General features: G+C 71.2%; 8 protein-coding genes and 1 pseudogene. 7 read left to right on the top strand and 2 right to left on the bottom strand.

The features are described from left to right. Positions 1–7 precede the first annotated feature (7 nt). The 7 genes and pseudogenes from BM013_RS11445 (at position 8) to BM013_RS11415 (ending at position 11,033) form a co-directional block, all read left to right on the top strand. Positions 8–1,435, top strand: coding sequence for a TolC family outer membrane protein (locus tag BM013_RS11445; RefSeq protein ID WP_256219727.1), 1,428 nt, complete (start codon positions 8–10; stop codon positions 1,433–1,435). Then, positions 1,432–3,606 carry a type I secretion system permease/ATPase gene (locus BM013_RS11440; protein WP_256219728.1) on the top strand — a complete coding sequence of 725 codons (2,175 nt, stop codon included), beginning with the start codon at positions 1,432–1,434 and terminating at the stop codon, positions 3,604–3,606. Before BM013_RS11445 ends, BM013_RS11440 begins: the two co-directional genes overlap by 4 nt. Next, positions 3,593–4,755: pseudogene (locus BM013_RS11435) on the top strand (HlyD family type I secretion periplasmic adaptor subunit). The gene BM013_RS11440 and the pseudogene BM013_RS11435 overlap by 14 nt, the downstream one beginning before the upstream one ends. Positions 4,756–4,779: 24 nt before the next feature. Continuing rightward, a complete protein-coding gene (locus BM013_RS11430; protein ID WP_093126663.1) occupies positions 4,780–6,027 on the top strand; it encodes a tetratricopeptide repeat protein in 1,248 nt (415 codons plus the stop codon). 245 nt (positions 6,028–6,272) lie between these two features. Further along, positions 6,273–7,622, top strand: coding sequence for a dicarboxylate/amino acid:cation symporter (locus BM013_RS11425; RefSeq protein ID WP_093126660.1), 1,350 nt, complete (start codon positions 6,273–6,275; stop codon positions 7,620–7,622). A gap of 137 nt (positions 7,623–7,759) precedes the next feature. Next, entirely contained in the window at positions 7,760–9,652 is a 1,893-nt protein-coding gene (locus BM013_RS11420; RefSeq protein WP_093126657.1) for a sensor histidine kinase, read from the top strand. A 7-nt stretch (positions 9,653–9,659) separates the two neighbouring features. After that, positions 9,660–11,033 carry a sigma-54-dependent transcriptional regulator gene (locus BM013_RS11415; protein ID WP_093126654.1) on the top strand — a complete coding sequence of 458 codons (1,374 nt, stop codon included), beginning with the start codon at positions 9,660–9,662 and terminating at the stop codon, positions 11,031–11,033. Between the two features lie 34 nt (positions 11,034–11,067). Here BM013_RS11415 and BM013_RS11410 read toward each other — a convergent pair whose 3' ends face one another. Together BM013_RS11410 and nadE are read right to left on the bottom strand one after the other, a co-directional pair. Beyond that, on the bottom strand, positions 11,068–12,474 hold the full coding sequence (locus BM013_RS11410) for a coniferyl aldehyde dehydrogenase (RefSeq protein WP_093126867.1): 1,407 nt from the start codon (positions 12,472–12,474) through the stop codon (positions 11,068–11,070). A gap of 20 nt (positions 12,475–12,494) precedes the next feature. Next, positions 12,495–13,358 (bottom strand): ammonia-dependent NAD(+) synthetase, encoded by an 864-nt coding sequence (nadE, locus tag BM013_RS11405; RefSeq protein WP_093126652.1) that lies wholly within the window; start codon positions 13,356–13,358, stop codon positions 12,495–12,497. Positions 13,359–13,373 lie beyond the last annotated feature (15 nt).

Genomic DNA, 13,373 nt, shown 5'->3' with positions numbered 1-13,373 from the left:
CAGGGTGGTGAAGCACCGCATCGCCCTTGCCGTGTGCGCGTCGCTGGCCCTTTCGGGCCTGCCGGGCCTGACGGGCGCCGCGCGGGCGGACGACGGCGGCCTCAAGGTCGCGCGCCGCCTCGCGCCGAGCTCGCTCGCGCAGGAACTCCAGGTGCGCCCCGGCGCGCCGCTGCCCGAGGCGCCGGCCAGCACGCAGCCGCTGGTGCTGAACGAGGCGGTGCGCCAGGCGGTGGCGCGCCATCCGTCGATCTCCGATGCCATCGCCACGCTCGCGCAGCAGGCCGGCGGCGTGGACGTGGCGCGCGCCGGCTACTACCCGCAGGTGCGCGTGGGCGTGGGCGGCGGCACCAGCAGCGCGCCGGCCTCGCAGGGCGGGCGCACCGGCACCGTGGCCTCGGCCTCCGTGTCGCAGATGCTGTACGACTTCGGCAAGGTCGACGGCGCGGTGGCGCAGTCGGAGGCATTGGTGCGGCGCCAGCAGGCGGGCATCCTGAAGCAGATCGACGCGGTGGCGCAGCAGGCGGCCGAGGCGGTGGTCATGGCGCACCGCTACCAGTCGCTCTACGCCATCGCGCAGGACCAGGTGCAGGCGGTGGAGGCGGTGCTGGAGACCGCGCGGCTGCGCGCCAACGCGGGCATCAGCACCAGGGCCGACCCGATCCAGGCCGAGTCGCGCGTGGACAGCGCGCGCGCCAACCTGCTGCAGGTGAAGTCGCAGCTCGCGCAATGGCGCGAGCGCCTGGGCACGCTGCTGGGCCGCTCGGTGCCGCCGCTGATGGCGCAGCTGCCCGACGGGCTGGCGAACACGCTGCGCGTCGATGCGCTGCCCGACAGCAGCCTGCTGCCCGAGGTGCTGGTGGCCGAGGCCGAGCGGCGCGCCGCGTCGGCGCAGCTGGACATCGCGCGGGCGCAGCGCTATCCCACGCTGAGCATCGACGCCTCCGTCAACAAGGCCGTGGGCGGCGTGAACCCCGCCACGCTGGAGCGCAACGGCACGTACCACACGGTGATGTTCAACCTGTCGAGCGTGATCTACCAGGGCGGCGCGCTCGACGCGCAGGTGCGCGCCGCCACCGCGGCCGAGGACGCCGCGCGCCTGCGCATCGAGACCGCGCGGCTGAACGCCGGCGACCAGGCGCGCAACTTCCGCGAGCAGGTCATCGGCGCGCAGGCGCGGCTGGGCGTGCTGGCCGACCGGCGCCGCAGCATCGTGGAGGCGCGCAACCTCTACCGCGAGCAGTACACGCTGGGCACGCGCTCCATCCTCGACCTGCTGAACGCCGAGCAGGAGATCTACCAGGCCGCGGCCGAGCAGGAGGCCGTGCTGCACGACCTGTGGGCCAGCCGCGTCGGCTACATCGGCGCGACCGGCCAGGCCCGCGCCTTCTACGGGCTGGACAACACCACCGTGCAAGGCATGGAGCTGCTGCCATGAACGACATGCGCCAACCGGTCGAGCCGAGGCTCGATGACAGCCTCGAGACGTCCCGCGATGCAACCAGCGAGCACGCCCGCTGGCTCGCCGCCATGGTCTACGTCGCGCGCCACTACGGCATCGGCGCCTCGGAGGAGGGCGTGCGCGTCGCCATGGCCTGGGAGCACGACGCGCCGCTGGACACGCTGCTCGACCACATGGCGCGCCAGCTGGGCCTGGCGCTGCGCTGGGCCGAGTTCGACGACGCGCTGCTCGACCCGTGGCGGCTGCCGCTGGTGGTGGCGCTCGAAGACGGGCAGGTCGGCGTGGTGCGCGCGGCCGACGGCCATGGCCGGCTCGGCGTGCTGCTCGGCGGCGACCAGGGCCTGGAGACGCCGCTGGCGGCCGCCGAGCTGCGCCGCCGCGCCAGGCGCGTGGCCATCCTGCGGCCCCACACCGCGGTGCCCGACGCGCGGGTGGACGACTACATCAAGCCCTACCGCGCCGACTGGTTCCGCGCCATCGCGCTGCGCGACTGGCGCCGCTACGGCGACATCGTGCTGGCCTCGGTCTTCGCCAACGTGCTGGCGCTGTCGAGCATGGTCTTCTCGATGCAGATCTACGACCGCGTGGTGCCCGCGCAGTCGGAGTCCACGCTGTGGGTGCTGTTCGGCGGCGTGATGATCGCGATCGTGTTCGAGCTGATGCTGCGCGTGTCGCGCACGCACATCTCCGACCTGATCGGCAAGCGCGCCGACCTGAAGGTGTCCGACCTGGTGTTCGGCCATGCGCTGCGCGTGCGCGCCGACGCGCGCTCGCGCTCCACCGGCTCCTTCATCGCGCAGGTGCGCGAGGTGGAGCAGGTGCGCGAGCTGCTCACCTCCACCACCATCGGCGCGGTGGCCGACCTGCCGTTCTTCCTGCTCTTCCTGGTGGTGCTGTGGCTGGTGGCCGGGCCGCTGGCGCTGGTGGCGCTGGCGGCGGTGCCGCTGCTGGTGATTCCGGGCCTGCTGGTGCAGCGGCCGCTCGCGCGGCTGGCCAACGAGGGCATGCGCGAGTCGGCGCTGCGCAACGCGCTGCTGGTGGAGGCGGTGGAAGGCATCGAGGACATCAAGCTCATGCGCGCCGAGCCGCGCTTCCAGAACCAGTGGAACCACGCCAACGACGTGTCGGCCAGCATCGGCATGCGCCAGCGCTTCATCACCGGCCTGCTCATGACGTGGACGCAGGAGGTGCAGAGCATCGTCTACGCGGTGGTGCTGCTGGCGGGCTGCTTCCTGGTGATCAAGGGCGACATGACGACCGGCACGCTGGTGGGTGCGTCGATCCTGGCGTCGCGCATGATCGCGCCGCTGGCGCAGCTGTCGGGCGTGTTCGCGCGCTGGCAGCAGGCCAAGGTGGCGCGCGCCGGGCTCGACCAGCTCATGCAGCGCCCGGTCGACCAGCCCGAGAGCGCGCGGCGCGTGCACGTGAGCGCGCTGCACGGCAACTACGAGCTGGCGGGCGTCGAGTTCCGCTACGGCAAGGACGACCGCAGCCCGGCGCTCGCGGTGCCGCAGCTGCGCATCCGCGCCGGCGAGAAGGTCGCGCTGCTCGGGCGCATGGGCGCGGGCAAGTCGACGCTGCTGCAGCTCATGGCCGGGCTGCACGCGCCGCAGCGCGGCCACGTGTCGCTCGACGCGCTCGACATCGGGCTGATCGACCCGTCCGACCTGCGCCGCGACATGGGGCTGCTCACGCAGAACGCGCGGCTCTTCCACGGCTCGGTGCGCGAGAACGTCACGCTGGGCATGCCGCTGGCCACCGACGCGCAGGTGCTGGAGGCCGTTGCCATGGCCGGCGCCTTGCCCTTCGTGCATTCGCGCGCCGAGGGGCTGGACGAGCTGATTCACGAAGGCGGGCTGGGCCTGTCGGGCGGGCAGCGCCAGGCGCTGCTGCTGGCGCGCACGCTGATCCGCCAGCCCTCGATCGTGCTGCTCGACGAGCCCACCGCGCACTTCGACGAGGTGACCGAGCGCCAGGTGATCGAGGCGGTGGCCGCCTGGGCCGCGCCGCGCACGCTGGTGGTGGCCACGCACCGCATGCCGGTGCTGCAGTGGGTGGACCGCATCGTGGTGCTCGACGGCGGGCGCATCGTGATGGACGGCGCGAAGGACCAGATACTGGGGAAGCTCTCGAATGGCCATGCCTGACGCGTCCGTGGAACCGCCGCTGCCGCGCGCCTCGCTGGTGGTGTGGATCGTGGGCGCGTTGCTTGCCGTGCTGCTCGCCTGGGCCTGGTTCTTCCAGCTCGACGAGGTGTCCACCGGCACCGGCAAGGTGGTGCCGTCGTCGCGCGAGCAGACCATCCAGTCGCTCGAGGGCGGCATCCTGGTCGACCTGAAGGTGCGCGAGGGCGACATCGTGGAGGCCGCGCAGGTGCTGGCGCAGCTCGACGCACCAAGACCGAATCGACCGTGCAGGAAAGCGCCTCGCGCGTGCGCGCCGCGCTGGCCATGGCGGCGCGGCTCACGGCCGAGGTCGGCGGCACGCCGCTGGTGTTCCCGCCCGAGGTGCGCGAGGAACCCGAGCTCGTGCGCGGCGAGACGGCGCTGTACCAGTCGCGGCGCGAGCAGCTTGGCAGCAGCCTGGCGGGCGTGACGCAGGCGCTGGTGCTCATGCGCCGCGAACTCGCGCTGACCGAGCCGCTGGTGTCGCGCGGTGCCGCGAGCGACGTGGAGGTGCTGCGGCTGAAGCGCCAGATCAACGAGGCCGAGACCAAGGCGGCCGACCTGAAGAGCCAGTACTACGTGAAGGCGCGCGAGGACCTGGCCAGGGCCAATGCCGAGATCGAGGCGCAGCGCTCGGTGACGCGCGGGCGCTCCGACTCGCTCACGCGGCTGACCTTCGCCTCGCCGGTGCGCGGCATCGTGAAGGACATCGCCGTGACCACGGTGGGCGGCGTGCTGCCGCCCGGCGGCAAGCTCATGGAGATCGTGCCGCTCGACGAGAAGCTGCTGGTGGAGGCGCGCATCTCGCCGCGCGACGTGGCCTACATCCACCCCGGGCAGGACGCGACGGTGAAGGTGACGGCGTACGACTATTCGATCTTCGGCGGGCTGCCGGGCAAGGTGACGATCATCTCGCCCGACACCATCCAGGACGACGTGAAGCGCGACGTGTACTACTACCGCGTGTACATCCGCACCGACGCGGACCACCTGAAGAACAAGCGCGGCGAGAGCTTTCCGATCGTGCCCGGCATGATCGCCACGGTCGACATCCACACCGGCCGCAAGACCGTGCTCGACTACCTGCTGAAGCCGCTGAACAAGGCGCGCGAGGCCTTGCGCGAGCGGTAGGCCCATCGACAGGAGCGGGATGCCATGAAGAGGCCGTCCATTCCCCGGCGCGCGCCCGCCGTCACGCAGCAGGCGCTGAACCTGATGGGCGAGCGCTTCCGTGCCGCTTTCGCGCAGGGCGACTTCACGCAGGCGCTGAAGTTCGCCACGCAGGCCTGGCACGCCACGCACAGCCCGCAGCCGCTGGCCGACATGGCGCTGTGCCAGATGCGCCTGGGCCAGCCGCAGCAGGCCTACGACACCTACCGCCGCGCCGTGCAGCACCTGAAGACAGCGAACACCTACGACGGCCTGGCGGAAGCGGCGGGACAGCTGGGCCGGCGCGACGAGGTGCGCGACCACGGCACCGCGTCGCTGCGGCTGAAGCTGCAGGAGGCCGAGCGCGAGACCCCGGCCGCCACGCACACCGCGCCGGTGCTGAAGCCCTTCGACCCCGCGGCGCGCGAGCGCAATGCCATCGCCTTCAGCCTCTTCGGGCGCGACCCGCGCTACTGCGAGATGGCGGTGCTCAATGCGCGCGCGGGGCGCGCGCTGTTTCCGGAATGGACCTGCCGCTTCTACCTCGACGATTCCGTGCCCGAGGCCGTGCGGCAGCGGTTGTCGGGGGAGGGCGCGTCGGTCATCGACATGCGCCATGCCGAGGGCCACGACCTGCCCGGCACGATGTGGCGCTTTCTCGCGCTCGACGACCGCGCGCTCGACCGCGTGCAGTTGCGCGACGCCGACGCCCTGCTGTCCACGCGCGACCAGGCGGCCGTGCGCGCGTGGTGCGCGTCGGACCGCTGGTTCCACGCCATGCGCGACTACCCCACGCATTCCGAGCTGATGCTGGCCGGCCTGTGGGGCGCGTGCACGGGCATGTTCCGCGACCTGGCGGGCGACATGCGCGCGTACCTGGAGGGCCGGCCGTTCTCGGCGCGCTATGCCGACCAGCACTTCCTGCGGCACCGCGTCTGGCGGGTGGCGCAGCACAGCCTGCTCATGCACGACGCCTGGTTCGACCTGCCCGGCAGCCTGCCCTTTCCCGCGCACGCGCCGATGGCGGTGGAGCCGCGCTACGCGCACGTGGGCGCGAACATCGGCGCGCCGTCGATGCACGTGGCGCACGCCGCGCCCGACGGCCAGCCGGTCACGTGGACGCTGTACGACGCGGCGGGGCAGGCGGTGTGCGCCTACGACGCCGTCGTGTCCGGCAACGGCTTCATCGCCGGTATTCCCGCGCCCTATGCGGCCGAGCTGGCGGCGGGGCGGTGGAAGGTCGTCACGCGCTGAGCCGAACCCCGTCTCGCGAGGGCCCGAGGGTTTTCCCGAGGGCATCGGTCCGGCGGATCGGACGGACACCGCCCGCGCCATCCGGACCATCGGCAGGCCGGCTGCAGCGCCGCGCCACCGCACCCAATGAAATCAACGACTTAGCACCGCCTGCGGCCCATGCCGGCCGTGGCATGTCGATTGCTGAGTGATCCGGCCGGCCGTGCCTCCCGTTGCGAGCCCGGCCACGAGACTGGAGACACACCATGAGCACCCCCGCGGAACAACCGAACACACCCAAGCCCTTCTACAAGTCCCTGTACCTGCAGGTCATCACGGCCATCGTGCTGGGCGTGCTGCTCGGGCACTTCTACCCCGACACCGGCGCCTCGATGAAGCCGCTGGGCGACGGCTTCATCAAGCTGATCAAGATGATCATCGCGCCGATCATCTTCTGCACGGTGGTGGTGGGCATCGCCGGCATGGAAGACATGAAGAAGGTCGGGAAGACCGGCGGCCTGGCGCTCTTGTACTTCGAGATCGTCAGCAGCATCGCGCTGGTGGTGGGCCTCGTGATCATCAACGTCGTGCGGCCCGGCGCCGGCATGAACGTCGACGTGACGCAGCTCGACACCAAGGGCATCGCGGCCTACACCGGCCCCGGCAAGATGCAGAGCACCACCGACTTCGTGCTCAACATCATTCCCAACACCCTGGTCGACGCCTTCGCCAAGGGCGAGATCCTGCAGGTGCTGCTGATCGCGGTGATGTTCGGCTTCGCGCTGCACCGCTTCGGCGGGCGCGGCACGCTGGTGTTCGACGTGATCGAGAAGGGCTCGCACGTGCTCTTCGTGATCGTCGGCTACATCATGAAGCTGGCGCCCATCGGTGCCTTCGGCGCCATGGCCTTCACCATCGGCAAGTACGGCGTGAGCTCGCTGCTGCAGCTGGGCCAGCTGATGGCCACGTTCTACGCCACCTGCCTGCTGTTCATCTTCGTGGTGCTGGGAGGCATCGCGAGGTTCCACGGCTTCAGCATCTGGAAGTTCATCAAGTACATCAAGGAAGAGCTGCTGATCGTGCTGGGCACCTCGTCCAGCGAGTCGGTGCTGCCGCGCTTGATGGCCAAGCTGGAGAACCTGGGCGCGAAGAAGTCGGTGGTCGGCCTGGTGGTGCCCACGGGCTACTCGTTCAACCTCGACGGCACCTCGATCTACCTGACGATGGCGGCGGTGTTCATCGCGCAGGCGACCAACACCGACATGACCCTCACGCAGCAGCTCACGCTGCTGGCCGTGCTGCTGCTCACCTCGAAGGGCGCCGCGGGCGTCACGGGCAGCGGCTTCATCGTGCTGGCGGCCACGCTGTCGGCGGTGGGCCACGTGCCGGTGGCGGGGCTGGCGCTGATCCTGGGCATCGACCGCTTCATGTCGGAAGCGCGCGCGCTGACCAACCTGATCGGCAACGGCGTGGCCACGATCGTGGTGGCCAAGTGGACCGGCGACCTCGACACCGTGCGCATGCACCAGCACCTGAACCAGGAGAGCGCGGCGGAAGCCGACGAGCCCGAGCGCGTGCTCGACGCCACCGAAGTGCGGATGCCGAAGCAGGCCTGAACGCACACCTGAACGCATAGCGGCCCGGGCCCTCACGGACCGGGCCCGGCCAGAAAAGAAGAGGAGGGCGCGGCCCTCCCCGGGGTCATCGGGCTGCCACTGATGCGGGCGGCCCGGCCTTGTGCAATAACGCTCTCATGATTCCAAGGGAGCCGGTTCGCCGCATCGATGTACCCGCCGACCCCCCGCGGGGCTGGCGCGGCCTGCCCCGCTGGCTGGGCGCACTGGCGCTGGTGGCGGTGGCCGCCTTTGCCGGCTACCAGCTCGCCATGCAGGCCGGCCTGGCGCGACTGCGCGAGGCGGCCGAGCACCGGCTGGACATGCTCGCCACCGGCCTGGACGCCGACCTGGCCCGCTTCGACTACCTGCCCGCGCTGCTGGAGATGACGCCCATCGTGCCGGCGCTGCTCGGCACGCCCTCCGACATGCAGCTGCGCGACGCGGTCAACCGCTACCTCGACGGCGTCAATGCCACGGCGGGCTCCGAGATGCTCTACGTGCTGGACGGCGGCGGCACCTCGCTGGCCGCCTCCGACTGGGACAAGCCCGGCACCACGCTGGGCCAGGACCTGTCGTTCCGCCCCTACGTGATCGACGCGCTGGGCCAGGGCCGCGGCCGCTTCTACGGCGTGGGCATCACCAGCAAGCGGCCGGGCTACTACCTGTCGTATGCGCTGCGGCGCGGCCAGCCGCAGCGCGGCGTGGTGGCGGTCAAGGTGAACCTGGAGGAGGCCGAGCGCGCCTGGCGCAAGCTGCCGGGCGACGTGGCGCTGATCGACCAGCGCGGCGTGGTGATATTGGCCACGCGGGAAGACCTGAAGTTCAGGCCGCTGCTGCCGCTCGATGCCGCGCAGCGCGCCGAGGTGCTGCGCTCGCGCCCCTATGGCGAGGCCAGCCTGCAGCCGCTGCAGTGGACGCAGAAGGAATCGCTCGACCGCGACGTGCAGGTGATCTCGCTGGACGGCCGCGACCAGCTCGCCACCGCCCGCACGCTGCGCGGCGCGCCCTGGCAGCTGATGGTGCTCGACGACCTGGCGCCGGTGCGCGTGGCCGCGCGCAACACGGCCATCACCGCCACGCTCGCAATGACGGTGCTGCTGCTGGTGGCCGTCGCGCTGTGGCAGCGCCGCCGCGCGGTGCGCCAGAAGCTGGCCGACCAGGCCGCGCTGCAGGCCGCGCACGACACGCTCGAGTCGACCGTGGTGGCGCGCACCGCGCAGCTGCGCGCCGCGCAGGGCGAGCTGGTGCACGCGGGCAAGATGGCCGCGCTGGGCCAGATGTCGGCCGGCGTGGTGCACGAACTCAACCAGCCGCTCACGGCCATGCGCACGCTGTCGGAGAGCGCCGGCATCCTGCTCGACAGGAACCGGCTGGACGATGTGCGCGGCAACCTCGAGCGCATCCGAAACATGGTCGACCGGCTGGCGCGCCTGACCTCGCAGCTCAAGACCTTCGCGCACAAGAGCGAGCTGCCGCTGGCGCCGCTGCTGCTGTCGCAGGCCATTGCCGACGCGCAGGTGATCGTGGCCGACGCCTCGAAGAAGGTGCGCGTCACCGTCCAGGTCGACGTGCAGCCCGCCACGCTGAGCGTCATGGCCGAGGAGGCCGCGCTGGGCAGCGTGCTGGCCAACCTGATGCGCAACGCCATCGACGCCATGCAGGACGCGCCGCTGCGCACGCTGCGGCTGGAGGCGCGGCACAAGGGCGGCCCGGCGGCCGATGCCGACGGCCGCGTGCTGCTGAGCGTGACCGACACCGGCCCCGGCATCCACCCCGACATCCTGCCGCGCCTGTTCGAGCCCTTCGTGACCCGCAAGCCCGCGGGGTCGGGGCTGGGCCTGGGCCTCGTCATCTCGGCACAATTGGTGCGGGCCATGGACGGCACGCTGCGCGCGGCCAACCTGGAGACCGGCGGGGCATGCTTCGTGATCGACCTGCCCGCCGCCATTGCCGTGATACACAACCCGCCTGTCCCTTGCGCCGTTTCTGTTTCCCCAGATTCCCCCCTTTCCATTGCACAACAGGAGTGATCCCCCCGTGAGCGAAGCCCCCGCCATCCGGGTGATGCTGGTCGAGGACGACGAAGACGTCCGCGTCAGCACCACCCAGGTGCTGACCCTGGCCGGTTTCGAGGTCGAGTCCTTTCCCAGCGTCGAACGCGCGCGTGCGCACATCGGCTTCGGCGTGCCCGCCATCGTGATCAGCGACGTGCGCCTGCCCGGCATGAGCGGCACCGAGTGGCTGCCCGAGCTGAAGCAGGCCGACCCCGAGCTGCCCGTGATCCTGGTCACCGGCCACGGCCACATCGCGATGGCCGTGCAGGCCATGCGCGAAGGCGCCTACGACTTCATCGAGAAACCCTTCAGCTCCGAGCGGCTGGTGGCCATCGTGCGCCATGCCATCGAGCGCCGCCAGCTCACGCTGCAGGTGCGCGCGCTGCGCGACGCGCTGGAGAACTGGCAAGGCATCCAGTCGGTGCTGATCGGCCGTTCGGCGCAGATGCAGCAGGTGCGCCAGACCGTGAAGACGCTGGCCGAGACCTCGGCCGACGTGCTGGTCTACGGCGAGACCGGCACCGGCAAGGAGCTGGTGGCGCGCTGCCTGCACGAGCACAGCGCGCGCCGGCGCCAGCACTTCGTGCCGCTGAACTGCGGCGGCCTGCCCGAGGCGCTGGCCGAGAGCGAGCTGTTCGGCCACGAGGCCGGCGCCTTCACCGGCGCCAACCGCGCGCGCGTGGGCAAGTTCGAATACGCCAGCGGCGGCACGCTGTTCCTCGACGAGATCGAGAGCATGCCGATGGCGGTGCAGATCAAGCTGCTGCGCGCGCTGCAGGAGCGCAGCATCGAGCGCATCGGCTCCAACAAGACCATTCCCTTCGACTGCCGCGTGGTGGCCGCCAGCAAGGACGACCTGAAGGAAATGAGCGACCGGCAGAAGTTCAGGGCCGACCTGTACTACCGCCTGGGTGTGGCCTTCATCGAGCTGCCGCCGCTGCGCGAGCGGCGCGAGGACATTCCGCTGCTGTTCGAGCACTTCACGCTGGAGGCCGCGCGCCGCTACGAGCGGCCCGCGCCGCTCTTGAGCCACGCGCAGCTGGCCGACCTCATGGCCTACGCCTGGCCCGGCAACGTGCGCGAGCTGCGCAACGTGGCCGACCGCTTCGTGCTGGGGCTGCTCGGCGAGCGGCTCACGCTGGCACGTGGCGGTGGTGGCGGCAGTGCGGAAGGCGTGCCGGCGCTGCCGCGCGGGCTGCCGCAGCAGGTCGAGTCGTTCGAGCGCGCGGTGATCGTCGAGGAGCTGCGCCGCCAGCGCGGCGACCAGCCGGCCACGGCGGCCGCGCTGGGCATCGCGCGCCAGACGCTGCACGACAAGGTGCGCAAGCTGGGCGTGGCGGTGGACGAGTTCAAGTAGGCCAGCCGACCTGGGCGCTGGCCTCGGCTGGTGCTCAGCGCAGCAGCAGCTTCATCATCCGCGCGAAGGTCTTGCCGTAGGGCGGGCGGAACAGGCCCACGCCGTTGAACGCCGACTGGTGAAAGATCGGCTTGAGCTTCGAGAAGGTCTGGAAGCCGTACTCGCCGTGGTACGAGCCCATGCCGCTCGCGCCGACGCCGCCGAAGGGCAGGTCGTCCTGCGCGACGTGCATCAGCGTCTCGTTGATCGACACGCCGCCGGCCACCGTGCCGTGCATCACGCGCTCGATGGTGGCGCGGTCTTTCTCGAACAGGTAGAGCGCCAGCGGGCGCGGCCGCGCGTTGACATAGGCAATGGCTTCGCCGATGTCGATGCCCTTGTACGTGAGCACCGGCAGCAGCGGGCCGAAGATCTCTTCCTGCATCACGCGCATGCCGTCGTGCACGCCGGTCAGCAGCACCGGCGGAAAGCAGCGCGTGGCGGCGTCGGGCGCCGTGGCGCACAGCGGCTGCGCGGTGGCGCCCTGCTGCACGGCCGTGGCCTCGAGCTCCTGCAGCCGCGCGAAGTGGCGCGCGCTCACGATGCTGGTGTAGTCGGCGTTGCCCGCCATCGACGGGTACATGGCCGCGAACACGCGCCGCGCCGCGTCGGCGAAGCGCTGCTGCTGGCCTTCGGGCAGCAGCACGTAGTCGGGCGCGATGCAGGTCTGGCCCGCGTTGAGCGTCTTGCCCACGAGGATGCGCTCGACGGCCTTGTCGAAGTTGGCGCCGGGCCCGACGATCGCGGGCGACTTGCCGCCGAGCTCCAGCGTCACCGGCGTGAGGTTCTCGCTGGCGGCGCGCATCACGTGGTGGCCGACGGCGGTGGAGCCGGTGAACAGCAGGTGGTCGAAGGGCAGGGCGGAGAACGCGCGCGCGGCCTCGGCGTCGCCGTTGACCACGAGGATCTCGTCGGGCGCGAAGCTCTTGCGCACCAGCGCGGCGAACAGCTCGGCGAAGCGCGGCGTGTATTCCGACTGCTTCACCATCACGCGGTTGCCCGCGGCCAGCGCCGCGGTCATCGGTCCCACCGCGAGGTACAGCGGGTAGTTCCACGGCACCACGATGCCGACCACGCCCAGCGGCTGCGGCATGAGGCGCGACGACGCGGGCCTGAACCACAGGCCGGTGGCGCGGCGCTTCACGCGCATCCAGCGCTTGCCGTGGCGCAGCGCGTGGTCGATGCCCTCGACCGAGGGGAACAGCTCAGCGAGCTCGGTTTCCTGCACGGCGCGGTTGTGGAAGTCGGCGCTGATGGCCGCGGCAATTTCCGCGCGGTGGTCCAGCATCAGCGCGCGCAGCCGCTTCAGGCGGTCGGCGCGTTCAGGCCAGGGCGGCGTGGGGCTGCGCAGGCTCGCGGCGCGCAGGGCATCGAAGCCCTGGCGCATGTGGTGTTGCGTCATGGCTTCGTGCGTCATCGGCTTCAGCTCGCCGAGGCAGATGCAGGGGGCGCGGGCTCGACCGGCAGCGCGCGCTTGTGCGCGCTCTTGCGGTGGGTCGAGAGAATGATCTCGCGCGCCCTGGCCGACACCGGCTTGCCTTCGAGGAAGTCGTCGATCTGCTCGTAGGTGACGCCGAAGGCGTCTTCGTCGGGCTTGCCCGGCACCAGCGACTCGAGGTCGGCCGTGGGCACCTTGTAGACCAGCGCGTCGGGCGCGCCCAGCAGCTGCGCCACCGCGCGCACGCGGCGCTTGTTGAGGCCTGTGAGCGGCGTGATGTCGGCCGCGCCGTCGCCGAACTTGGTGAAGAAACCCATCAGTGCCTCGGCCGCGTGGTCGGTGCCGATGACGATGCCGTCGTGCGCGCCGGCCACCGCGAACTGCGCCACCATGCGCTCGCGCGCCTTGATGTTGCCGAGCACGAAGTCTTCGTGCGCCGCGTCGCGGAACTTCAGGTCGCCGGCCTTCAGCGCGGCCAGCATGCCGTCGGCCGCGGGGCGGATGTCGACGGTGACGGTGCGGTCGGGCTTCATCACCGCGAGCGAGGCCTGCGCCTCGGCTTCGTCCTTCTGCACGCCGTAGGGCAGGCGCATGGCGATGAAGGTGGCTTCGTGGCCTGCGGCGCGCAGCTTCTCGACGGCGCGCTGCGCGAGGCAGCCGGCGGTCAGCGAATCGACACCGCCGCTGATGCCGAGCACCAGCGTCTTCAGGCCGGTCTGCTTCAGGTAGCCGGCGAGAAAGTCGACACGGCGCGCCAGTTCCTTCGCGGCATCGAAGACGGGCGCGACATGCAGGGCCGCGATGATTTCACGTTGCGTGGCGTCGGCAGGGGTGAGGTCTTCGCTCATGGTGTGGAACGGCGT

It is taken from the genome of Variovorax sp. OK605 (genome assembly GCF_900115445.1).
GTDB lineage: Bacteria > Pseudomonadota > Gammaproteobacteria > Burkholderiales > Burkholderiaceae_C > Variovorax.
Note: the sequence above shows the minus strand (reverse complement) of the source record. Positions and strands in the feature narration are given on the sequence as shown.

What these genes read in the sequence shown, in the direction of transcription:
- BM013_RS11440 (WP_256219728.1), top strand. Translation starts at nt 1,432, where the DNA reads ATGAACGACATGCGCCAACCGGTCGAGCCGAGGCTCGATGACAGCCTC.
- BM013_RS11430 (WP_093126663.1), top strand. Translation starts at nt 4,780, where the DNA reads ATGAAGAGGCCGTCCATTCCCCGGCGCGCGCCCGCCGTCACGCAGCAG.
- BM013_RS11425 (WP_093126660.1), top strand. Translation starts at nt 6,273, where the DNA reads ATGAGCACCCCCGCGGAACAACCGAACACACCCAAGCCCTTCTACAAG.
- BM013_RS11420 (WP_093126657.1), top strand. Translation starts at nt 7,760, where the DNA reads ATGATTCCAAGGGAGCCGGTTCGCCGCATCGATGTACCCGCCGACCCC.
- BM013_RS11410 (WP_093126867.1), bottom strand. Translation starts at nt 12,474, where the DNA reads ATGACGCAACACCACATGCGCCAGGGCTTCGATGCCCTGCGCGCCGCG.
- nadE (WP_093126652.1), bottom strand. Translation starts at nt 13,358, where the DNA reads ATGAGCGAAGACCTCACCCCTGCCGACGCCACGCAACGTGAAATCATC.